This is a genomic window from Stenotrophomonas sp. KH_052, from assembly GCF_057838755.1.
The window spans coordinates 4,168,120-4,188,668 of record NZ_CM174475.1 but is presented as its reverse complement, the minus strand read 5'-3'; the positions used below and the strand labels follow the sequence as shown (position 1 = coordinate 4,188,668).

At 65.2% G+C, this 20,549-nt stretch carries 21 protein-coding genes; 13 read left to right on the top strand and 8 right to left on the bottom strand.

Annotated elements, in window-relative coordinates; genetic code table 11:
- Nucleotides 1-21 precede the first annotated feature (21 nt).
- The 9 genes from AC3ITW_RS19145 to AC3ITW_RS19105 all read left to right on the top strand — a co-directional run bounded on the left by AC3ITW_RS19145 (nucleotide 22) and on the right by AC3ITW_RS19105 (nucleotide 7,219).
- Nucleotides 22-387 (top strand): hypothetical protein, encoded by a 366-nt coding sequence (locus tag AC3ITW_RS19145; protein WP_006394654.1) that lies wholly within the window; start codon nucleotides 22-24, stop codon nucleotides 385-387.
- Nucleotides 388-417: 30 nt separating this feature from the next.
- Nucleotides 418-1,218: a F0F1 ATP synthase subunit A gene (gene atpB, locus AC3ITW_RS19140; RefSeq protein WP_006394651.1), complete on the top strand. Its 801-nt coding sequence runs from the start codon at nucleotides 418-420 to the stop codon at nucleotides 1,216-1,218.
- Between the two features lie 73 nt (nucleotides 1,219-1,291).
- Nucleotides 1,292-1,597: a F0F1 ATP synthase subunit C gene (atpE, locus tag AC3ITW_RS19135; protein WP_005411133.1), complete on the top strand. Its 306-nt coding sequence runs from the start codon at nucleotides 1,292-1,294 to the stop codon at nucleotides 1,595-1,597.
- Between the two features lie 106 nt (nucleotides 1,598-1,703).
- Entirely contained in the window at nucleotides 1,704-2,174 is a 471-nt protein-coding gene (locus tag AC3ITW_RS19130) for a F0F1 ATP synthase subunit B (protein ID WP_012512170.1), read from the top strand.
- Nucleotides 2,175-2,176: 2 nt separating this feature from the next.
- Nucleotides 2,177-2,704 (top strand): F0F1 ATP synthase subunit delta, encoded by a 528-nt coding sequence (locus tag AC3ITW_RS19125; RefSeq protein WP_012512169.1) that lies wholly within the window; start codon nucleotides 2,177-2,179, stop codon nucleotides 2,702-2,704.
- A gap of 44 nt (nucleotides 2,705-2,748) precedes the next feature.
- Nucleotides 2,749-4,296, top strand: a complete 1,548-nt coding sequence (gene atpA / locus AC3ITW_RS19120; protein ID WP_012512168.1) for a F0F1 ATP synthase subunit alpha — start codon at nucleotides 2,749-2,751, stop codon at nucleotides 4,294-4,296.
- 78 nt (nucleotides 4,297-4,374) lie between these two features.
- Nucleotides 4,375-5,238 carry a F0F1 ATP synthase subunit gamma gene (gene atpG, locus AC3ITW_RS19115; RefSeq protein WP_006394538.1) on the top strand — a complete coding sequence of 288 codons (864 nt, stop codon included), beginning with the start codon at nucleotides 4,375-4,377 and terminating at the stop codon, nucleotides 5,236-5,238.
- 38 nt (nucleotides 5,239-5,276) lie between these two features.
- A complete protein-coding gene (gene atpD, locus AC3ITW_RS19110; protein WP_006394537.1) occupies nucleotides 5,277-6,683 on the top strand; it encodes a F0F1 ATP synthase subunit beta in 1,407 nt (468 codons plus the stop codon).
- Between the two features lie 113 nt (nucleotides 6,684-6,796).
- Nucleotides 6,797-7,219, top strand: coding sequence for a F0F1 ATP synthase subunit epsilon (locus AC3ITW_RS19105; RefSeq protein WP_005411127.1), 423 nt, complete (start codon nucleotides 6,797-6,799; stop codon nucleotides 7,217-7,219).
- A gap of 187 nt (nucleotides 7,220-7,406) precedes the next feature.
- On the opposite strand, the gene AC3ITW_RS19100 is transcribed toward AC3ITW_RS19105, so the two are convergent.
- Entirely contained in the window at nucleotides 7,407-7,790 is a 384-nt protein-coding gene (locus AC3ITW_RS19100; RefSeq protein WP_006394401.1) for a GtrA family protein, read from the bottom strand.
- A gap of 83 nt (nucleotides 7,791-7,873) precedes the next feature.
- Here AC3ITW_RS19100 and glmU point away from each other — a divergent pair, with 83 nt between their 5' ends.
- The gene (glmU, locus tag AC3ITW_RS19095; protein WP_006394399.1) at nucleotides 7,874-9,241 is read left to right on the top strand and encodes a bifunctional UDP-N-acetylglucosamine diphosphorylase/glucosamine-1-phosphate N-acetyltransferase GlmU; all 1,368 of its coding nucleotides are present in this window, start codon (nucleotides 7,874-7,876) and stop codon (nucleotides 9,239-9,241) included.
- Nucleotides 9,210-9,743, top strand: a complete 534-nt coding sequence (locus tag AC3ITW_RS19090; RefSeq protein WP_006394398.1) for a GNAT family N-acetyltransferase — start codon at nucleotides 9,210-9,212, stop codon at nucleotides 9,741-9,743. Before glmU ends, AC3ITW_RS19090 begins: the two co-directional genes overlap by 32 nt.
- A gap of 47 nt (nucleotides 9,744-9,790) precedes the next feature.
- On the opposite strand, the gene AC3ITW_RS19085 is transcribed toward AC3ITW_RS19090, so the two are convergent.
- The 7 genes from AC3ITW_RS19085 to AC3ITW_RS19055 all read right to left on the bottom strand — a co-directional run bounded on the left by AC3ITW_RS19085 (nucleotide 9,791) and on the right by AC3ITW_RS19055 (nucleotide 17,580).
- Nucleotides 9,791-11,143 (bottom strand): sensor histidine kinase, encoded by a 1,353-nt coding sequence (locus AC3ITW_RS19085; RefSeq protein ID WP_006394396.1) that lies wholly within the window; start codon nucleotides 11,141-11,143, stop codon nucleotides 9,791-9,793.
- Nucleotides 11,140-12,486, bottom strand: a complete 1,347-nt coding sequence (locus tag AC3ITW_RS19080) for a sigma-54-dependent transcriptional regulator (RefSeq protein WP_012512167.1) — start codon at nucleotides 12,484-12,486, stop codon at nucleotides 11,140-11,142. The genes AC3ITW_RS19085 and AC3ITW_RS19080 overlap by 4 nt, the downstream gene beginning before the upstream one ends.
- 120 nt (nucleotides 12,487-12,606) lie before the next feature.
- Nucleotides 12,607-12,993 carry a PDZ domain-containing protein gene (locus AC3ITW_RS19075; protein ID WP_012512166.1) on the bottom strand — a complete coding sequence of 129 codons (387 nt, stop codon included), beginning with the start codon at nucleotides 12,991-12,993 and terminating at the stop codon, nucleotides 12,607-12,609.
- Nucleotide 12,994: 1 nt separating this feature from the next.
- Entirely contained in the window at nucleotides 12,995-14,212 is a 1,218-nt protein-coding gene (locus AC3ITW_RS19070) for an ABC transporter permease (protein WP_012512165.1), read from the bottom strand.
- Nucleotides 14,213-14,232: 20 nt separating this feature from the next.
- Complete coding sequence (locus tag AC3ITW_RS19065; protein ID WP_012512164.1) at nucleotides 14,233-15,531, bottom strand: ABC transporter permease; 1,299 nt, start codon at nucleotides 15,529-15,531, stop codon at nucleotides 14,233-14,235.
- 10 nt (nucleotides 15,532-15,541) lie between these two features.
- Nucleotides 15,542-16,267: an ABC transporter ATP-binding protein gene (locus tag AC3ITW_RS19060; RefSeq protein ID WP_006394322.1), complete on the bottom strand. Its 726-nt coding sequence runs from the start codon at nucleotides 16,265-16,267 to the stop codon at nucleotides 15,542-15,544.
- 35 nt (nucleotides 16,268-16,302) lie between these two features.
- Nucleotides 16,303-17,580: an efflux RND transporter periplasmic adaptor subunit gene (locus tag AC3ITW_RS19055; protein ID WP_012512163.1), complete on the bottom strand. Its 1,278-nt coding sequence runs from the start codon at nucleotides 17,578-17,580 to the stop codon at nucleotides 16,303-16,305.
- Nucleotides 17,581-17,792: 212 nt separating this feature from the next.
- Between AC3ITW_RS19055 and glmS the strand changes: the two genes are divergently transcribed.
- Nucleotides 17,793-19,631 carry a glutamine--fructose-6-phosphate transaminase (isomerizing) gene (gene glmS, locus AC3ITW_RS19050; protein ID WP_012512162.1) on the top strand — a complete coding sequence of 613 codons (1,839 nt, stop codon included), beginning with the start codon at nucleotides 17,793-17,795 and terminating at the stop codon, nucleotides 19,629-19,631.
- Between the two features lie 445 nt (nucleotides 19,632-20,076).
- Nucleotides 20,077-20,508 carry a CBS domain-containing protein gene (locus tag AC3ITW_RS19045; RefSeq protein WP_012512161.1) on the top strand — a complete coding sequence of 144 codons (432 nt, stop codon included), beginning with the start codon at nucleotides 20,077-20,079 and terminating at the stop codon, nucleotides 20,506-20,508.
- Nucleotides 20,509-20,549: the final 41 nt, after the last annotated feature.

Sequence of the window (20,549 nt, the reverse complement as noted above, 5' to 3'; positions counted from 1 at the left end):
TGCAACCACGCGGGACGTCCTGTGCTGAACTCCGTTGATGCGGGTCGGCGACTGATGCTGCGCGCCGCGGTCTACCCGCTGGCCGCAGTGGCTGTCCTGGCCCTGGCCTTCCTGCTGGTTGGTCCGAAGTATGCCCTCGGCGCGCTGGCGTCCGGTGTGGCCATTTCGGCCGGTGGCTGGGTTGCGGCACGGATGGCACTGGGCGGTGGGGCACTGGCCGCAGGATCGGCGATGGCTCGCCTGATCATTGCGATCGTCGCCAAGTGGGTGGTGGTATTCGGCGTCCTGCTGGTGGGGTTCCTGGTCTTCAAGCTGCCTGCATTGGCGCTGTTGGCCGGTATCGCCGTCGGTCTGATGTTCCAGGTCCTGGCCATGGCCAGGCGTTGACAGAATTCAATTAACTAAGGTTCCGGACACATGGCGGGCGAGGCTCTAACCCCTACCAGCTACATCCAGCATCACCTGCACAACCTGACCGCGCCGGTCGGCAAGGGTGAGGGTATGTTCTGGCACATCCACGTCGACACCTTCCTCACCGCGGTCCTGATGGGCCTGGTGATTGTTGTCGCGTTCTGGCTGGGAACCCGCAAGGCCACCGCCGGCGTGCCGGGCAAGTGGCAGGCTTTCGTCGAGATCTGCCTGGAGTTCGTCGACCGCCAGGCCAAGGACACCTACCACGGCAAGAGCAAGCTGGTGACGCCGATCGCCATCACGATCTTCTTCTGGATCCTGATGATGAATCTGCTGAAGATGATCCCGGCCGATTTCATCGCCAAGCCGCTGGAATGGGCGGGCGTCCACTACTGGAAGCCGGTGCCGACCGCTGACGTCAATGCCACCCTGGGCATGGCCTTCAGCGTGTTCTTCCTGATGCTGTTCTTCGCGCTGAAGTCCAAGGGCCTGCTCGGCTTCATCAAGGAATTCCTGACGGCGCCGTTCGGCAAGTGGATGATGCCGTTCAACCTGATCCTCAACATCGTCGAGTGGCTGAGCAAGCCGATTTCTCTGGCGATGCGACTGTTCGGCAACATGTTCGGCGGCGAAATCGTGTTCCTGCTGATCTGGGTGCTGGGTGGTGCCGGTTTCTTCGGTGCCATTGCCGGTGGTGCGTTCGGCCTCGGCTGGATGCTGTTCCACCTGCTGGTGATCCCGCTGCAGGCCTTCATCTTCATGATGCTGTCGATCGTGTACCTGAGCCTGTCGGAAGACGCTCACTGAGTTTCAAGCTTCAACGCGTTTCAACCTTCATCCGTTTCATCACCCTTAGCAACTTAAGTTCCTGGAGATAACCATGTACTTCGCCGTCCTGACCAACTTCGCGCAGATTCAGAGCTCCACCGCCCTTGCCGTCGGCATCATGATCGGCCTGGCCGCGCTGGGCGCCGGTCTGGGTCTGGCCATCATGGCTGGTAAGTTCCTGGAGTCGGCCGCCCGCCAGCCGGAACTGATCCCGGTCCTGCAGGTGCGCATGTTCATCACCGCTGGCCTGATCGACGCCGCGTTCATCATCTCGGTCGCCGTCGGCCTGCTGCTGGCCTTCGCCAACCCGCTGTCGGCTGCCTTTGCTGGCGCCGTCACCAAGGCTCTGGCCGGCTGATACAGCGGTTTGAGACGACCGGGTGCTGATGCACCCGGTTTCGGATGAAGGCCGGATGCGCCGCTTCGGCGGCGCGTCCACCCCGAAACCAGCGATCGAGCTAACCATGAATATCAATTTCACCCTTCTTGCGCAGGCGCTCGCCTTCGCTGGTCTCATCTGGATCATCGCGACCAAGATCTGGCCGCCGCTGATGAACGCGATCGAAGAGCGCCAGCAGAAGATTGCTGAAGGCCTCGCTGCTGCCGACCGCAGCCAGAAAGATCTGGCCCAGGCGCAGGAGAAGGTCAACGAAGCGCTGAAGGAAGCCCGCACCAAGGCCAACGAGATCATCGATCAGGCCCACGCGCGTGCCAACCAGATCGTTGATGCTGCCCGTACCGAAGCGATCACCGAAGCCACCCGTCAGAAGGATCTGGCCCAGGCTGAGATCGACGCCGCCGCCAATCGTGCCCGTGAAGATCTGCGCAAGCAGGTGTCCGCGCTGGCCGTGACCGGTGCCGAAAAGCTGCTCAAGCGCGAAATCGACGCCAACGCCCACAAGGCGCTGCTCGACGAGCTGGCCTCGGAGATCTAAGTATGAGCCAGGCCCTCACGCTTGCCCGCCCGTACGCCCGCGCCGCGTTCGCGACCGCGCGCGACGAAGGCGCGTTCGCGCCGTGGTCGGACGCCCTCGCGTTCTCCGCCCACGTCGCCGCCGACCCGCGCGTGGCGGCCCTGCTCGCCAACCCGGAGCTGGGCCGTGACGACGCCGTCGCCCTGCTGGCGCCGGTGACCCACGGCGAGACCTACTCGCGCTTCCTGGCCATCCTGGCCGAATCGCATCGTCTGCCGCTGCTGCCGGAAATCTCCGGCATGTTCGACGCCCTGCGCGCCGATGCCGAGCACGTGGTCAAGGCCAACGTGACCTCTGCCGCCGAACTCTCGGCCGGTGAACTGGACGCGATCAAGACCGCGCTGCGCAAGCGCTTCAACCGCGAGGTCGAAGTGACCACCGCGGTCGACGCCTCGCTGATCGGTGGCGCCGTGATCGACGCCGGTGACGTGGTCATCGATGGTTCGCTGAAGGGCAAGCTGGCCCGTCTGCAGACCGCGCTCGCTAACTGAATTCATTTAACGTCCGGCCCCGCTGCCGGCACTAGGACTTGACGATGGCAACCACGCTCAACCCCTCCGAAATCAGCGAACTGATCAAGAACCGCATCGAGAAGGTCAAGCTGGCCGCGGAATCGCGCAACGAAGGCACCGTGACCAGCGTGTCCGACGGCATCGTGCGCATCTTCGGTCTGGCCGACGTGATGCAGGGCGAAATGATCGAACTGCCGAACAACAGCTTCGCCCTGGCCCTGAACCTGGAGCGCGACTCGGTCGGCGCCGTGGTCCTGGGCGGCTACGAGCACCTGCGCGAAGGCGACGTTGCCAAGACCACCGGCCGCATCCTGGAAGTGCCGGTTGGTCCGGAACTGCTGGGCCGCGTCGTCAATGCCCTGGGCGAGCCGATCGATGGCAAGGGCCCGCTGGGTACCGACCTGACCGCTCCGGTGGAGCGCGTTGCACCGGGCGTGATCTGGCGCAAGTCGGTCGACCAGCCGGTGCAGACCGGTTACAAGTCGGTCGACTCGATGATCCCGATCGGCCGTGGCCAGCGTGAGCTGATCATCGGCGACCGCCAGACCGGCAAGACCGCGATGGCCATCGATGCGGTGATCAACCAGAAGGGCACCGGCATCAAGTGCGTGTACGTTGCGATCGGCCAGAAGGCTTCGACCATCGCCAACATCGTGCGCAAGCTTGAAGAGAACGGCGCGCTGGCACACACCGTCGTGGTTGCCGCCACTGCTTCCGAATCGGCTGCCATGCAGTACATCAGCGCCTACTCGGGCTGCACCATGGGTGAGTACTTCATGGACCGCGGCGAAGACGCGCTGATCGTGTACGACGATCTGTCCAAGCAGGCCGTTGCCTACCGCCAGATCTCGCTGCTGCTGAAGCGCCCGCCGGGCCGTGAAGCCTACCCGGGTGACGTGTTCTACCTGCACTCCCGTCTGCTCGAGCGCGCTGCCCGCGTGTCCGAGGAGTACGTCGAGAAGTTCACCGAAGGCAAGGTCACCGGCAAGACCGGTTCGCTGACCGCGCTGCCGATCATCGAAACCCAGGCGGGCGACGTTTCCGCGTTCGTTCCGACCAACGTGATCTCGATCACCGACGGCCAGATCTTCCTGGAAACCGACCTGTTCAACGCCGGCATCCGCCCGGCCGTGAACGCCGGTATCTCGGTGTCGCGCGTCGGTGGCTCGGCCCAGACCAAGATCATCAAGAAGCTGTCGGGCGGCATCCGCATCTCGCTGGCCCAGTACCGTGAGCTGGCTGCGTTCGCGCAGTTCGCCTCGGACCTGGACGAAGCGACCCGCAAGCAGCTGGAGCGTGGCCAGCGCGTCACCGAGCTGATGAAGCAGAAGCAGTACGCGCCGATGTCGATCGCCAACCAGGCGCTGTCGATCTACGCCGTCAACGAGGGCTACCTCGACGACGTGCCGGTCAACAAGCTGCTGGCGTTCGAAGAAGGCCTGCACGCCCACTTCGCCAACACCCAGGGCGAGCTGATCAACAAGGTCAACGCCACCGGCGGTTGGGACAACGACATCGAAGGTGCCTTCAAGAAGGGCATCGCCGAGTTCAAGACCACCGGCAGCTGGTAAGACGAACGTGTGGCGGGGCCTGGCCCCGCCACACCGTTGAATGCAGTGGGGCAGAGCCCCGCTCTACGGGAATCAAAGATGGCAAGCGGACGCGAAATCAAAACCAAGATCAAGAGCGTGCAGAACACCCGCAAGGTGACGCGCGCCCTGGAAATGGTCTCGGCCTCCAAGATCCGCAAGGCGCAGGATCGGATGAAGACCTCGCGTCCGTACGCGCAGGCGATGAAGCAGGTGATCGGCCACCTGGCGCAGGCCAGTACCGACTACCAGCATCCGTTCCTGGTCGAGCGCGAGCAGGTCAAGCGGGTCGGTTTCATCGTGATCTCTTCCGATCGCGGCCTGGCTGGCGGCCTCAACAACAACCTGTTCCGCAAGCTCCTGGGTGAAGCCAAGGCCTGGCAGGACAAGGGTGCCGAAGTGGACATGGTGACGATCGGCCAGAAGGCGTCGACCTTCTTCCGCCGGGTCAAGGTCAACATGGTCGGCAGCGTGACCCACATCGGTGACGTGCCGAAGCTGGAATCGCTGATCGGCGTGATCAAGGTCATGCTCGATGCCTTCACCGAAGGCAAGATCGATCGCGTGTACCTGGTCTACAACCGCTTCATCAATACGATGACGCAGAAGGCCAGCTTCGATCAGCTGTTGCCGTTGCCGGCCGCCGAGAAGCAGGTCGCCCATCACGACTGGGACTACCTGTACGAACCCGATGCCGCGACCGTGCTCGAGCACGTGATGACGCGTTACATCGAATCGCTGGTGTACCAGGCGCTGCTGGAGAACGTCGCGTCCGAACATGCCGCACGCATGGTCGCGATGAAGTCGGCCAGCGACAACGCCAACAAGCTGATCGGCGATCTGCAGCTCGTCTACAACAAGGCGCGCCAGGCAGCGATCACCCAGGAAATTTCCGAAATCGTCGGCGGCGCGGCAGCAGTCTGACCGCGTTCGTTCAAAGCACACATTTAGAGGATGCAGCAATGAGTCAGGGCAAGATCGTTCAGATCATCGGCGCCGTCGTCGACGTCGAATTCCCGCGTGAGTCGGTGCCGAAGGTGTATGACGCACTGAAGGTGGAAAACACCGAGATCACCCTTGAAGTCCAGCAGCAGCTGGGCGACGGCGTGGTCCGTTGCATCGCGCTGGGTTCCACCGATGGCCTGAAGCGCAACCTGGTTGCGGTCAACACCGGCCGTGGCATCTCGGTGCCGGTCGGCGCCGGTACCCTGGGCCGCATCATGGACGTGCTTGGCCGTCCGATCGACGAAGCCGGCCCGGTGGCCGCCAGCGACAGCTGGGAAATCCACCGCGACGCGCCGTCGTACGAAGACCAGTCCCCGGCCACCGAGCTGCTGGAAACCGGCATCAAGGTCATCGACCTGATGTGCCCGTTCGCCAAGGGCGGCAAGGTCGGCCTGTTCGGCGGCGCCGGCGTCGGCAAGACCGTCAACATGATGGAACTGATCAACAACATCGCCAAGGCGCACAGCGGTCTGTCCGTGTTCGCCGGCGTGGGTGAGCGTACCCGTGAGGGCAACGACTTCTACCACGAGATGAAGGACTCCAACGTCCTGGACAAGGTCGCGATGGTGTACGGCCAGATGAACGAGCCGCCGGGCAACCGTCTGCGCGTTGCGCTGACCGGCCTGACCATGGCCGAGTACTTCCGCGACGAGAAGGACGAGAACGGCAAGGGCAAGGACGTGCTGCTGTTCGTCGACAACATCTACCGCTACACCCTGGCCGGTACCGAAGTGTCGGCACTGCTGGGCCGCATGCCGTCGGCAGTGGGTTACCAGCCGACCCTGGCCGAGGAAATGGGCGTCCTGCAGGAGCGCATCACCTCGACCAAGAACGGTTCGATCACCTCGATCCAGGCCGTCTACGTTCCCGCGGATGACTTGACCGATCCGTCGCCGGCGACCACCTTCGCCCACCTGGATTCGACCGTGACCCTGTCGCGTTCGATCGCCTCGCTGGGTATCTACCCGGCAGTCGACCCGCTGGATTCCACCAGCCGCCAGATGGACCCGCTGGTCATCGGCCACGAGCACTACGACACCGCCCAGCGCGTCCAGCAGACCCTGCAGAAGTACAAGGAACTGAAGGACATCATCGCCATCCTGGGCATGGACGAACTGTCCGAAGAAGACAAGCAGGCCGTGTCGCGCGCACGCAAGATCGAACGCTTCTTCAGCCAGCCGTTCCACGTGGCCGAAGTGTTCACCGGCTCGCCGGGCAAGTACGTGTCGCTGAAGGACACCATCCGTGGCTTCAAGGCCATCGTCGATGGCGAGTACGACCACCTGCCGGAGCAGGCGTTCTACATGGTCGGCAGCATCGAAGAAGCGGTCGAGAAGGCCAAGAAGATGGCCGAGAAGGCCTGATGCGGCGGGGACAGGCTTCGGCCTGTCCCATCCGTGACACGGGGTGGGCCTGCGCCCACCGCTGCGGAAACCCCTGCGGTTGGTAACACCCGCCCCCTAGCGAAGAGAGTTCCATGAGCACCATCCGTTGCGACATCGTCAGCGCCGAGCAGGAAATCTTCCGTGGTGAAGCGACCCTGGTCGTGGCCACCGGTGAGCTGGGCGAACTGGGCATCGCGCCCAAGCACGCGCCGCTGATCACCCGCCTGAAGCCGGGCAAGGTGGTGGTGACCACGCCGAACGGCGAGCAGCTGGATTTCGCCATTTCCGGCGGCATCCTGGAAGTGCAGCCGCAGGTCGTGACCGTGCTGGCCGACACCGCGATCCGCGCACAGGACATCGACGAAGCCTCGGTCCGCAAGGCCAAGGAAGAAGCCGAGCGCATCCTGGCCAATCGCGGCGAAGCGATGGAAGTGGCCGAAGCCCAGCAGAAGCTGGCTGAAGCTGTTGTCCAGCTGCAGGCGCTGGAGCGCCTGCGCAAGACCCTCAAGCACTGAGGTTTCTCGCGCTGCATCCACGAGAACGCCGGCCCTGCGCCGGCGTTTTTGTTTGGCTGGTGGGGCAGGGCCGACTGGGTAGAGTCGACTGTCAGTCGACTATCGCGCGCAGCGCGGGATTTTCGCGGTCTGATGGAAGAGCAGTCGACTGACAGTCGACTCTACCGATCCCGATCCCTGCGCCGCGTCAGCGATACACCACGTAGCGCATCAGCAGGAAGGACGCGCCGGCCAGCCCGCCTTCCACCAGTGGCTTGGCCAGCCAGGTGTACTGCAGGCCCAGTGTGTGGTCGACCAGGCTTACCAGCAGTGTGCTGGCCACGGTCAACAGCAGCCACAGCCCGAAGAAGCGCGCGAAGCGCCTCCAGCCCAGTTTGTGCGTGCCTGCCTCGGCAAAGGTGTAACGGCCGTTGAGCCAGAAGCCCAGCAGCATCCCGGCCAGGCGTCCGGCGACGTTGGCCGGTACTATCGGCAACCCCAGCGCGGTGGTGACAACGAACACCAGCCAGTCAACCAGCAGCTGCATGAGCCCGATGACGAGGTAGGTGCTTCCCTGGCGGACGAGGGTCATGGGCGTGGTGAAGGCAGGAGGACATCCATGTTAACGGCCTACGCTCTAGAATCACGGGCAACGAACCACGGATTGCCGCTCCCATGACCCAACCCCTGCACGTCATCATCCTCGCCGCCGGCGCCGGCAAGCGCATGAAATCGGTGCTGCCGAAGGTGCTGCAGCCGATCGCCGGCCAGCCGATGCTGGCGCACGTGATCGCGGCCGCCCGCGAACTGGAACCGGCGGCGATCCATGTGGTCTATGGCCATGGTGGTGAAGCGGTGCGCCAGCACTTCGCCGGCCAGCCCGACCTGCAGTGGGCCGAGCAGGCGCAGCAGCTGGGCACCGGCCATGCGGTCGCCCAGGCGATGCCGCAGGTGCCCGATGCCGCACAGGTGCTGGTGCTGTACGGCGACGTGCCGCTGATCCGCGCACAGACCCTGCGTGACCTGTTGGCGCAGCCCGGTCGGCTGGCCGTGCTGGTGGCCGAGATGGATGATCCGACCGGATATGGCCGCGTGCTGCGCGACGCCGAGGGCAAGGTCGGCTCGATCGTCGAGCAGAAGGACGCCAACGACGACCAGCTGCGCGTACGCACGATCAATACCGGCATCATCGCCGCCGAATCCACCGCGCTGCGCCGTTGGCTGTCGCAGCTGTCGAACAGCAATGCACAGGGCGAGTACTACCTCACCGACGTGTTCGCCTTCGCCGCGCATGAGTACACCCCGGCCGAGATGGCGCTGGTGGCTGATGCACAGGAAGCCGAAGGTGCAAACGATCCCTGGCAGCTGTCGCAGCTGGAGCGCGCCTGGCAGCGCCGCGCCGTGCGCGCTTTGTGCGCGCAGGGTGCGCGCGTGCGTGATCCGGCGCGCCTGGACATCCGCGGTACTGTCAGTGTCGGCAACGACGTGCTGATCGATGTTGACGTCGTGCTCGAGGGCAACATCGTGCTGGGCGATGGCGTGACCATTGGACCGTTCAACCGGCTGAAGGACGTCAATCTCGGCCCGGGCACCGAAGTGCGTGCGCACTGCGACCTGGAAGGCGTGATCACCGAAGGTGCTGCGCAGGTAGGGCCGTTCGCCCGCCTGCGCCCCGGTACCGTGCTGGCCGACGGCGTGCACGTGGGCAACTTCGTCGAGACCAAGAAGGTCACCCTGGGAGTGGGCAGCAAGGCCAACCACCTGACCTACCTGGGCGACGCGGTGATCGGCAGCAAGGTGAACATTGGTGCCGGCACCATCACCTGCAACTACGACGGCGTCAACAAGTCGACCACCACCATCGGCGACAACGCTTTCATCGGTTCCAACAGTTCGCTGGTAGCACCGGTGACCATTGGCGACAGCGCGACGATTGCCGCCGGTTCGGTCATCACCCGCGACGCCCCGGATGGCAAGCTGACCCTGGCACGTGCACGACAGGAAACCATCGATGGCTGGAAGCGCCCGCTCAAGAAGTCCTGAGCCACGTGCAGCGCGCGCCGAAGAGCTCGGTGCGCTGCCTGCCATTGAGCAACGTGCCGGCGAACTGCTGAAAGGTCATCCGGCCTACACGGTGTTCGCCGGCCATGGGCTGGACCTGCAGACCCTGCAGGAGGGCTTGCAGCGCGGTCAGTTGTGGGTGGTCGATGCAGCTGATGGTGGCGTTGCGGGTTACCTGCTGGCCGGCGAACTGTGCGGTGAGTTCCATGTGCTGCAGATGGACGTGGATCCCACGCACGCGCGGCGTGGCCACGGCCGTGCATTGCTGCGCCACGCAATGGCGCAGGCGAGGGGCGGGGGCTACGCAGCCGCGGTGCTGACCACGCTGTCCGACGTGCCGTGGAATGCGGCCTTCTATGCCAGCGAAGGGTTCGCGGTAGTGCCGCAGGCGGAGTGGAACGATGGCCTGCGCGCGGTGATGGCCGAAGAGGCCGCGCTGGGGTTCCCGATGAACCTGCGGGTGGTGATGCGGCGCGTCTGGTAGCTGCCGGCCTTGGTCGGCACATCCGCGCATGGCGTGGATCTTCCCGCTCAACCCACCGGCAACAGGATCGACACGCACAACCCGCCATCGCCGCGATTCTGCAGTGATACCCGGCCGCCATGCGCTTCCACGATCTCGCGGGTCAAGGCCAGGCCCAATCCGGTGCCGTTGCGCTTGGTCGAATAGAACGGCATCAACGCGTTCTGCAGCACCTGCTCGTTCATGCCCTTGCCACGGTCGAGTACGTCCAGGCGCAGCCACTGCGGCAACCGCGTCAGCTGCACCTGCACATCGTCGTTCGGCGGATCAGCCTCGGCGCAGGCTTCATGTGCGTTCTTCAGCAGGTTCAACAGCGCCTGCCCGAACTGTGCGATGTCGATGCGGCTGCTCAGTTCCTCGTCCGGCTCGTGCTCCATGCCGAACGGAATCTGTTGGCGCATGCTGGACAGGAACGGTGCCCAGTGCACGGTCTGCAACTGCGGTTGCGGCAGCTTGGCAAAGCGCGCATAGCCGCGGATGAAACCTTCCAGGTGGCGCGCACGGTCTTCGATGGTGGTGAAGATCTCCGGCAGCCGATCAAAGCGTTCGCGCTGCACCAGCACACCGCCGGAATGGGCCAGCGATGCGATCGGCGCCAGCGAGTTGTTGAGCTCGTGGCTGATCACCCGGATCACCTTCTTCCAGGTCTGCACTTCCTGGCGCCGCAGCTCGGCGGTCAGCAGACGCACCAGCAGCAGGTCATGCGGTCGGCCGTTGAGCTGGAAGGCGCGCCGCGACAGGTGGTAGACCTGCTCGTCGTCCTCATCACCATCCTCTCCCTCGGCGTGTACTGCGAACAGGCTGTCGCCGCCACGGGCGATGGCATCGCGCAGCTCCACCGGCACCTGTTCCAGCACCTCTTCCAGGCGCTGGCCTTCCAGCTTCCAGCCGCCGTGCAGCAGCTTGCGCGCGGCCAGGTTGGAAAACACCACGCGGGCGATGCCATCGCCACCGGAAGCGATCAGCAGCATTGCCACCGGCGTGTTCTGCACCATGGTGTCCAGCAGCAGCTCGCGCTGCACCAGGCCCTGTCGCTGCGCGCGCAGCACATCACCCAGCTCGCGGTGGGCTTCTACCAGGTCACCCAGTTCATCGTTGCCGGGCCAGTACACGCCGAAGTTGTACTCGCCATCGCGGTAGCTGCTGGTGGTGCCGGACAGGGCGCGCATCAGCGAACGTACCGGCGCGGTGGCGCGACGCAGGGTCCACCACATCAGCGACAGCAGGACCAGCGCCGACACCGTGGTAACCACCCAGCCATGGTCCATCCAGTACGCCAGCAGCCATGGCAAGGCGGCGGCCAGCGCCAGCACCGGCAGCAGGCGCAGGAACAGGCGGAAGGTGAACGAGCGCCGTTTCATTCGCGTGGGATGCCGTGGCGATCCATCCGCCGGTACAGCGCCTGCCGGCTCAGGCCGAGTTCGGCGGCGGCCTGCGCGATGACGCCGTGGTTGCGCGCCAGTACGTCTTCGATGCGCGCGCGGTCGGGATCATTGCCCACGCTGGGCGCCGGGCGCGGAGCGGCGGCTGCACGCGGCAGGTTGAGATCAGCTACTTCGATGCGGTTGCCGGTGGCCAGCAGTTCGGCGCGCTGGATCACGTTGCGCAGCTCGCGCACGTTGCCCGGCCAGGGGTGCCGCTGCAGGGCAGCGGTGGCAGCACTGGACAGCGGCTTGCCAGCGGTCAGGAAGCGCTCGGCCAGCGGCACGATGTCGCCCGCGCGCTCGGCCAGCGGCGGCAGCACCAGTTCCACCGTATTGAGGCGGTAATAGAGGTCTTCGCGGAAGCTGCCCTCGCGGATCATCGCTGGCAGGTCGGCGTTGGTCGCACTGACCACGCGTACCTTGACCTGGCGTTCGCGGTTGGAGCCCAGCCGCTCGAAGCGGCCGGTTTCGAGCACGCGCAGCAGTTTCATCTGCCCGCCCAGCGACAGGTTGCCGATCTCATCCAGGAACAGGGTGCCACCATCGGCGGCTTCGAACTTGCCTTCGCGTGCCTTGTTGGCGCCGGTGTAGGCACCGGCCTCGGCACCGAACAGTTCGGCCTCGATCAGTTCCGACGGCAGCGCACCGCAGTTGACCGTGATGAACGGTCCTTTGGCCACCAGCGAATTGGCCTGGATGATCTGCGCGATCTTTTCCTTGCCCGCACCATTGGGGCCGGTGATCAGCACCGGCAGTTCCGAGCGCGCGACCTGGCAGGCCAGGGCAATGACGCGCTCGCTGGCCGGATCGGCAAAGACCGCGCCGCACAGGTCGTACTTCTCTTCCAGCGCATTGCGCTGACGCAGTTCACGGCTGCGGCGCCGGTCCAGTTCGCGACGCGCCTCGGACAGTTCCAGCAGGTTGTTGACGGTGGTCAGCAGCTTGCGGTCGTCCCACGGCTTGGCCAGGTAGTCGGCGGCACCGGCCTTGACCAGGTCCACCGCGCTGCTCAGGTGGGTCCAGGCGGTGAGCAGGATCACCGGCAGGTCCGGATGGCGTGCGCGGATCTGCGCGAACAAGGCCTCACCTTCTTCCCCGGAGGTTGTGTCCTCGCTGAAGTTCATGTCCTGGATGACCAGGTCGACCGCCTGCGATTCCAGCAGCGCCAGCCCCTCGGTCGGGCTCTGCGCCTGCAGGGTGTCGATGTCGTGCAGGGAGAACAGCACATCCAGTGCGGTGCCTACACTGGCGTTGTCGTCGATGATCAGGATCGAAGGCATCAAGCGGTTCTGCAGAAAGGGATGGGCGGCGCCGATGGAGCCGATCGTGTCCACGCACCGGGAGAGCCCGGCGCCACCCATCAAGCATAGCCAAACCCGTGGCCGCAGGGGCAGGCGGGGTCAGCGCCGCGCTGGCGGAGGGGGTGGTGCCGGTGGAGGCGGAGCGACCAGCGCCAGGCGCCAGGCAGCCGCATTCACCGGGACTGTCATTTCGCGCCTGTCGCGGCGCAGCAACAGATAGACGGTGGGGCCGGTGGCGTGGCGCAGGGCGCCGGCAAGGTGCTCGACCCGGCGCACCGCAGTGTCGTCCACGCGCAGGATGCGATCGCCGCTGCGCACGCCGAAGCGGGCCTCTGGGCTGGCGGCGTCCACATGCACCTGGCCCTCGGTCGAGCGCAGTGCCAGCCGTGCATCATCCTGGCGCCATTCCAGCGTCTGCGAGTTGCCACCGCCAGCCAGAGCCGGCAGCGGCAGGAGCATCACCAGCAGCATCCAGCGGGCGCGCATCTCACGCGCCCCGGGTGGCGACCGCCGGCGGGACGGCTGCAGCACGCCGGGCCGGCCCGAACACCGCGATCTGGCCCAGCACCCACAGCAGCAGCGCGCCCAGCGGCAGGTAGTACAGCGGCATGCGTGGCAGCTCGTACATGTTCATCAGTGCAAGGTTGATCGCATAGGCGGCGAGCATGCCCAGCACGATGCCCAGCGTGGCCAGCAGGAAGTTCTCGGTCTGGAAGTAGCGCAGAATCTGCCCACGGGTGGCGCCCAGTGCGCGGCGGATGCCGATCTGCTTGCTGCGCTGCTGCACCCAGAAGCTGGCCAAGCCGATGATGCCCAGTGCAGTGACCACCAGCAACGAGATGCTGACCGTGATCAGGAGGCCAACCATCGCGCGGTCGTTCTTGAAGAAGTCCTTGCGCTGGTCTTCATAGGTCAGCTTGTCGCGCATCAGCCTGTTGGGATCATTGCGCTCCAGTGCAGTGGCGCCGGCGTTGAGCACTTCCTCGCGGCGCGCAGGGTCGGTGCGCAGCACATAGGTGCCACCTTCATCGAAGCTGCGGCGCAGCGGCAGCAGCATCGAGTTGGTCCAGTTGTCACTCCACCCATTGGGCGTGCTGAGGGTGTCGACGATGCCGACCACATTCAGGGGCTGCTTGCCCATGTAGTAGGTCTTGTTCAGCGCGCTGCCGTTGGGTTCCATCTTGGCGGCCGTGGCCTGGGTGAAGATCACCGGAATCGCCTGTTCCTTGGCGCCGCCCTTGGTCGCCTCCTTCATGTCCTTGTACTCGCTGGGCAGGAAGTCACGACCCGCGATCAGGTTGATGCCCATGGTTCCCAATCCACCTTCGGACAGGGTGTACATCGAGGCATTCGTGGTCGGGCGCTCCTGGTCGAGCACACGCGAGATGCTGCTGCTGGAGGACCCATTGCGGAACGGAACCTGGTTGATGATGGTGGCGCTGGTGACGCCGGGAATGGCGCGCAGCGAGGCCAGGTCTTCGCGGGTGCGGGCCATGGCGTTGGTCTGCTCGCCGATGCCGCTGACCCGCAGCATCACCAGTTCGTTCTCGGCGATGCCACTGGGCATGCTGATCTTGTCGACGCGCTGGCTGACCAGGAACAGCGCGTTGCAGACGATGGCGCAGGTCAGCGCGACTTCCAGCACGATCAGGGCGGCCGCGGTCTTGTGCCGGCGCAGGGTGCTGAGGATGGGGCGGATGTCCATGGGAGTCCTCGTTCTCGTACTTACTGCGACTTGAGCTGGATGGCCGGAGTGACCTGCATGGCGCGCCAGGCGGGCAGGAATCCGGCGGCGAGGCTGGCGAACAGGGTCAGGCCCAGTGCGAGCAGCAGCATGTTGCCGTCCAGATGGGCCAGCTTGGCGTACTCCACCGGTTGCTGGCGCACCGCGAACAGGCCGAGCAGGGCCAGTCCGATGCCAAGCAGGCCACCGACCACGCCGACCGCGCCGGCTTCCACCAGGCACTGCAGGAAGATCTGGCCACGACTGGCACCGAGGGCACGGCGCACACCGATCTCACCGCTGCGGCGCAGGAACTTGGCCAGCAGCAGGCCCACCGTGTTGACCAGGCAGACGCCAAGGAAGCCCAGGGCCAGCCACAGCTGCAGACGCACGTCGCTGGGCACCGCACCGTTGAAGTCCAGCCATTCCATCACCGTGCGCAGGCGCACGTTCGGCGGGTGCTTGAAACGGCCGGCTTCTCGCTGCTGGGTCGAGTAGTTTTCCAGGTAGCGGCGATAGTCGGCGGCCTTGGCCGGGTCCAGTTCCACCCAGTACTGCAGCCAGGCGCACGGTGCATTGAGCGAGTAGCTGTTGCCGTCGGGGTTTTCGCCGAAGCAGTTCATGTTGCCGTTGTTGCCCAGCTTGAGGTCGAAGGAGGTGGAGATCGGCAGCAGCAGGTCTTCGTCCTTGCCGTAGCTGCCGGTGGTCAGGTCGTAGAAGTGCGGCTCGGGACTCCACTCCTTCATCACACCGACGATGCGGTAGCTCTGGCCTTCCATGCGCAGATCGCGGCCCACGCTGTTGGCGCCCTGGAACAGCTTGTCGTTGAGCGCCTTGGAGATGACCACCACGCGCGCCCTGGCTTCGTCGTCCTCGCGGCTCCACGGGCGGCCGTACTGCATCGGCACTTCGAACATCGGGAAGAAGTCGGCCGACGTCCAGCGGGTATCAATGCTGAAGGGCTTGAGGGTGCTGCTGTCGGGTTCGATGGTGCCGCCGCCGCCGCTCATCAGCGCTTGGCGTTCACCCTTGGCTTCGCGCAGCAGCGCTTCACCATCGAATCGGGTCAGTTGGGTTTCCGGTTCCTCGCCAGCGACATAGGCACCGGTCGCCGCATCCAGCTGGACATAGAACAGGCGGTCGCTCTTGCCGGGAATCGGGTCGCCCGACAGCACATGGAACACGGTCAGGGTGGTCATCGAGGCGCCGATGCCCAGCGCGATGGCAACCACCATCAGCGCGGTCAGTATCTTGTTGCGGCGGAAGCTGCGCACCGCCAATCGGGCGTAGTAGGCGAACATGGTCGGGCCCTCACTCGTTGACGGCGACGATGTGGCGCGGGGGGGTGGCCAGCACCGGCTCCCGCACCAGGTCGGTCACCTGGCCGTCGACGATGTGCACGTTGCGCTGCGCGCGTGCGGCCAGTTCCGGATCGTGCGTGACCATCACGATGGTGGTGCCGGCAGCGTTGATCTCCTCCAGCAGTTCCATCACGCCGCGAGCCATCTGCGTGTCCAGGTTGCCGGTCGGTTCGTCGGCCAGCAGCAGGCGCGGGCTGCCGGCCAGTGCACGGGCGATGGCCGCGCGCTGCTGCTGGCCGCCGGACAATTCGTTCGGGTAGTGCTTCATGCGCGAGCCGAGGCCGACCTGGCTCAGTGCCTTCTCGATGCGCTCGCGGCGCTCGTTGGCACTCATCTTCCGATAGCGCAGCGGCACGTCGACGTTGTCGAACAGGTTCAGGTCGGGGATCAGGTTGAAGCCCTGGAAGATGAAGCCGATCTTCTGGTTGCGCAGGCGGCTGCGCGCATCGTCGCCGAGCTTGCTCACATCCTGGCCGTCGAGCATGTAGGTGCCGCTGGTGAAGGTTTCCAGCAGGCCGGCGATGTTGAGGAAGGTGGTCTTGCCGGAGCCGGACGGGCCGGTGACGGCGACGAACTCGCCTTCCTTGACCTGCAGTTCCAGTGAGCGCAGTGCGTGGGTTTCCACCTGTTCGGTGCGGAAGACTTTGGCGACCGAACGCATTTCGAGCATGTACATGGGGTGTCCTCTCTCCAGGATTCAGGTATCAGGTATCAGTTGACGGAGACGCGTTCGGCGTCCTTGAACAGGTCGCTGCCGGAGACCACGATGCGGTCGCCCGGCTGCACGCCCGACTTGATTTCCACTTCGCCCAGGCTGCTGACGCCCAGTTCCACCGGGCGGCGCACTGCGGTGCGGCCATCCATCACGTAGGCGATGCCGTTGCCCTGTTCGACGAACGGGCCGCGCTCGACCTTCAGCACGTCCTTGCGGGTATCGAGCAGCACGCGCACCGACATCCGCTGGCTCTGGCGCAGGCCTTCCGGCTGCGCGCTGGCGAAGCGCACGCGGGCATTGACCTCGCCGTTGACCACTTCCGGCGACACCGCGCTGATCTCGCCCGGGAACGGCTTGCCGTTGCCGCCGGTCAGCTGCGCCGGCATGCCGATCGCCAGGTCGCGGGCGAAGCTCTCCGGCACCTTGATCTCGACTTCGAACTTGGACAGGTCGACCACGCCCAGCACCGGCGCGTTGGCGGCCAGGTTGGTGGACTGGATGGCCTGCACCTGGCCGACCTGGCCGTCGAACGGTGCGCGCAGGGTCAGCGCATCGACCTGGCGCTGCACCTCGGCCACCACGGCCTTCTGGCGATCGGCCAGCAGACGCTTGTTGCGGGCGTCCAGGTCCGCGCCCTGGCTCTGCAGGTGTGCATCGGTGGTGGCGTTGGCCAGGGTGATGTCGGCCTTCTTCAGCGAGTCCTTGGCCTTGGCCAGGTCGATCTGCGGCACCGCGCCGCCGTCATAGCCGCGCTGGTAGCGCTGCAGATCACGGTCGGCGGCCTGCCGTTCAATGGTGGCCTGATCGGTTTCCTTGCGCGACTTGGCGCGGGCCAGGGTGGCGTCCAGTGCGGCGCGGCTCGACTCCGCCTCCAGGCCGGCCAGGGTGGCCTGTTCCTGGGCCAGCTTGCTGCGCAGTTCCGGGCTGTCGATGACTGCCAGTTCCTGGCCCTTCTTGACCACGTCGCCGGCGACCACCTTCAGGTCCACGGTACCGGCCGAGATGGCATACAGGATCGGGCTGTTGGCGGCGATCACGCGGCCGTCGGCAGCAATGTCGCGGACCAGGTCGCCACGCTTCACTTCGGCGATGCGCACGCGGCTGCTGTCGAAGGAGCGGCTGGCATTGGACCAGGCATGTACCGCCCAGCCAATGCCGGCCAGCAGTGCGATGGCGCCCAGCGCCGGCCAGCGGTAGCGCTGCCAGGAGGCGCGGGTGGTGCCTGCCGGGGCGGAGGAAACGATCTGGTCCTGTGCGGAGGTGTCGCGGATCATCGATGCGTGCCTGTCGGTGGTGCCTGGGTGGTACCCGATACAAGCACGATGCATGCCAACTTTATTTCCTTTCAGTTCAATGGTTTGGATGGGTGCGAAAAGTGTCCGCGTGTCCGCGGACACCTTTCCGGACACTTTCATTAAGCGGACAGGAGGGCGACGCTGGACGCGCAGGCTAGAATGCGCCGATCGTCTTCAAGGAAACGCCTGACATGTGTGGAATCGTAGGTGCGATCGCTGATCGCGACGTAGTGCCGGTGCTGATCGAAGGCCTGAAGCGGCTTGAGTACCGTGGTTACGATTCCTCCGGTATAGCGGTGATCGACCAGGGTGAGCACCGGGATGTACGCCGCGTGCGCCGCACCGGTCGCGTTTCGGAAATGGCCACTGCGGCCGAGGCCGAGGGCTTCAATGCAGTGCTGGGCATCGGCCACACCCGCTGGGCGACCCATGGCGGTGTCACCGAGGCCAATGCGCATCCGCACATCAGCCACGGCGTGGCGCTGGTCCACAACGGCATCATCGAGAACCACGAGGAGCAGCGCGAGAAGCTGCGTGCGCTGGGCTACAGCTTCGAATCGCAGACCGATACCGAAGTCATCGCGCACCTGATCCACCATCACCTGAAGGATGGCGATGACCTGCTGGTGGCGCTGCAGCGCACCGTGAAGGAACTGACCGGCGCCTACGCGCTAGCCGTGGTCAGCCGCGCCGAGCCGGAACGCTTCGTGTGCGCGCGGATGGGCTGCCCGCTGCTGATCGGTCTGGGCGAGGGTGAGAACTTCGTCGCGTCCGACGTTTCGGCGGTGCTGTCGGCCACCCGCAAGGTGATCTTCCTGGAAGAGGGCGACACCGCCGAAATCCGCCGCGACGGCGTGCGCATCTTCGATGAGCATGACCAGCCGGTCGAGCGTGACGTGCACCTGTCCGACGTGTCGCTGGCGTCGCTGGAGCTGGGCCCGTACCGCCACTTCATGCAGAAGGAAATCCACGAACAGCCGCGCGCACTGGGCGATACCATCGAGGCGGCAATCGACGCCGGTGGTTTCCCGGCCGAGCTGTTCGGCAAGAATGCCGAGGCCGTGCTGTCGGGCATCGAAGGCGTGCAGATCATCGCCTGCGGCACCAGCTACTACGCCGGCCTGACCGCGCGTTACTGGATCGAAGCCATTGCCGGCCTGCCGTGCAGCGTGGAGATTGCCAGCGAGTACCGCTACCGCGCCGCCTATGCGAACCCGAAGCACCTGATCGTCACCATTTCCCAGTCCGGCGAAACGCTGGATACGATGGAGGCGCTGAAGTACGCCAAGTCGCTGGGCCACAAGCACACGCTGTCGATCTGCAACGTGCCGGAGAGTGCGATCCCGCGCGCCAGCGAACTGGTCTGCTACACCCGCGCCGGCGCCGAGATCGGCGTGGCCTCGACCAAGGCCTTCACCACCCAGCTGGCCGCGCTGTTCCAGCTGACCGTAGTGCTGGGCAAGCTGCATGGCCGCATCGACGCGGCGCAGGAAGCGGACTACCTGGAGCAGTTGCGCTTCCTGCCGGGCAGCGTGCAGCACGCGCTGAACATGGAGCCGCAGATCGCTGCCTGGGCCGAGCGTTTCGCGCGCAAGAGCAGTGCGCTGTTCCTGGGCCGTGGCCTGCATTACCCGATCGCGCTGGAAGGCGCGCTCAAGCTCAAGGAAATCTCCTATATCCACGCCGAGGCCTATCCGGCGGGTGAGCTGAAGCATGGCCCGCTGGCGCTGGTGGACGAGGACATGCCGGTGGTGGTGATCGCGCCCAACGACAGCCTGCTGGAAAAGGTGAAGTCGAACATGCAGGAAGTGCGCGCCCGTGGCGGCGAACTGTTTGTGTTTGCCGACCAGGACAGCAACTTCAACGAGTCCGAGGGCGTGCATGTGATCCGCACGCCGCGCCATGCCGGCGTGCTCAGCCCGATCGTGCACACCATCCCGGTGCAGCTGCTGGCATATCACACCGCACTGGCGCGTGGCACCGACGTGGACAAGCCGCGCAACCTGGCCAAGAGCGTGACGGTGGAATAACCCCGTCGGGTCCATTGGATGCTGCATGCGAAGGGGCCCCACGTGGGCCCCTTTCGTTTGCGCCGGGGGGGCGTGCCAAGTGGGACAGCCGCCGGGTGTTCTGTCCGCTGTCGGCAGCCGGCAATCAATCTTTAATGCGCGACATCGCCTGTATTCAGCGGCGGTTTCAGCCGCGGTGCCATTCTCTGGATCGTCAGTTGGTTCCCACGATGAACTGTCCTATCGATGCCGGTAGTGACCGATGGTCGCAGTCGTAGAATCACTTTGACCGAGGGTCGGGTTGAGCCGTTGAACCCACCTCGTTCGCGTTGCAGCACGATGTCTGCCGATCCATTCCAAGCGGCAGCCGGGTGCGCCAGACGTGCACTGAAAGGTCTGTTCCCGGGGAGGGGGCGCATCGGAAGAGCACACTTTTTGACTTAGTGACCTGCACCAGGAAACAAGAATGAACGTCCGCGAACTCCTGCAATCCAAGAAAGAAGCTGTCATCACCATCGACGCCGAAGACACCATCGGTGCCGCCGCCCACAAGATGAGCGCGAACAAGATCGCTGCGCTGGTGGTGACGAAGGACGATGCCCCGGTTGGCATCATTTCCGAGAAGGACATCGTGCGTACCCTGGCCGACGACGGCCCGCAGGCCGGCCGACGGGTGATCTCCAGCCTGCCGTCCACCGGTCTGGAAGGCATTGCGCCGGAGGCCACCCTGAAGCAGGCCATGTCGTTGATGACGTACTCGCGGCGCCGTCATCTGATGGTCACCGAAGGTACCCTGCTGGTGGGCATCCTCAGCCTGGGCGACATCGTGAAGAACCTGCTGGGTGAGCTGGAACTGGAAAAGGCCGTGCTGCAGGACATCTACATGGCCGCCCACTGAGGGCTGGACCCTTGGATGCAGAGAAGCCGGGCATTGCCCGG

Coding starts and splice junctions, on each gene's coding strand:
- AC3ITW_RS19045 (WP_012512161.1), top strand. CDS start 20,077: ATGAACGTCCGCGAACTCCTGCAATCCAAGAAAGAAGCTGTCATCACC.
- atpB (WP_006394651.1), top strand. CDS start 418: ATGGCGGGCGAGGCTCTAACCCCTACCAGCTACATCCAGCATCACCTG.
- AC3ITW_RS19070 (WP_012512165.1), bottom strand. CDS start 14,212: ATGGACATCCGCCCCATCCTCAGCACCCTGCGCCGGCACAAGACCGCG.
- AC3ITW_RS19090 (WP_006394398.1), top strand. CDS start 9,210: ATGGCTGGAAGCGCCCGCTCAAGAAGTCCTGAGCCACGTGCAGCGCGC.
- atpE (WP_005411133.1), top strand. CDS start 1,292: ATGTACTTCGCCGTCCTGACCAACTTCGCGCAGATTCAGAGCTCCACC.
- AC3ITW_RS19125 (WP_012512169.1), top strand. CDS start 2,177: ATGAGCCAGGCCCTCACGCTTGCCCGCCCGTACGCCCGCGCCGCGTTC.
- AC3ITW_RS19105 (WP_005411127.1), top strand. CDS start 6,797: ATGAGCACCATCCGTTGCGACATCGTCAGCGCCGAGCAGGAAATCTTC.
- AC3ITW_RS19085 (WP_006394396.1), bottom strand. CDS start 11,143: ATGAAACGGCGCTCGTTCACCTTCCGCCTGTTCCTGCGCCTGCTGCCG.
- AC3ITW_RS19130 (WP_012512170.1), top strand. CDS start 1,704: ATGAATATCAATTTCACCCTTCTTGCGCAGGCGCTCGCCTTCGCTGGT.
- AC3ITW_RS19100 (WP_006394401.1), bottom strand. CDS start 7,790: ATGACCCTCGTCCGCCAGGGAAGCACCTACCTCGTCATCGGGCTCATG.
- glmS (WP_012512162.1), top strand. CDS start 17,793: ATGTGTGGAATCGTAGGTGCGATCGCTGATCGCGACGTAGTGCCGGTG.
- atpG (WP_006394538.1), top strand. CDS start 4,375: ATGGCAAGCGGACGCGAAATCAAAACCAAGATCAAGAGCGTGCAGAAC.
- AC3ITW_RS19060 (WP_006394322.1), bottom strand. CDS start 16,267: ATGTACATGCTCGAAATGCGTTCGGTCGCCAAAGTCTTCCGCACCGAA.
- atpA (WP_012512168.1), top strand. CDS start 2,749: ATGGCAACCACGCTCAACCCCTCCGAAATCAGCGAACTGATCAAGAAC.
- AC3ITW_RS19055 (WP_012512163.1), bottom strand. CDS start 17,580: ATGATCCGCGACACCTCCGCACAGGACCAGATCGTTTCCTCCGCCCCG.
- glmU (WP_006394399.1), top strand. CDS start 7,874: ATGACCCAACCCCTGCACGTCATCATCCTCGCCGCCGGCGCCGGCAAG.
- AC3ITW_RS19065 (WP_012512164.1), bottom strand. CDS start 15,531: ATGTTCGCCTACTACGCCCGATTGGCGGTGCGCAGCTTCCGCCGCAAC.
- AC3ITW_RS19080 (WP_012512167.1), bottom strand. CDS start 12,486: ATGCCTTCGATCCTGATCATCGACGACAACGCCAGTGTAGGCACCGCA.
- atpD (WP_006394537.1), top strand. CDS start 5,277: ATGAGTCAGGGCAAGATCGTTCAGATCATCGGCGCCGTCGTCGACGTC.
- AC3ITW_RS19075 (WP_012512166.1), bottom strand. CDS start 12,993: ATGCGCGCCCGCTGGATGCTGCTGGTGATGCTCCTGCCGCTGCCGGCT.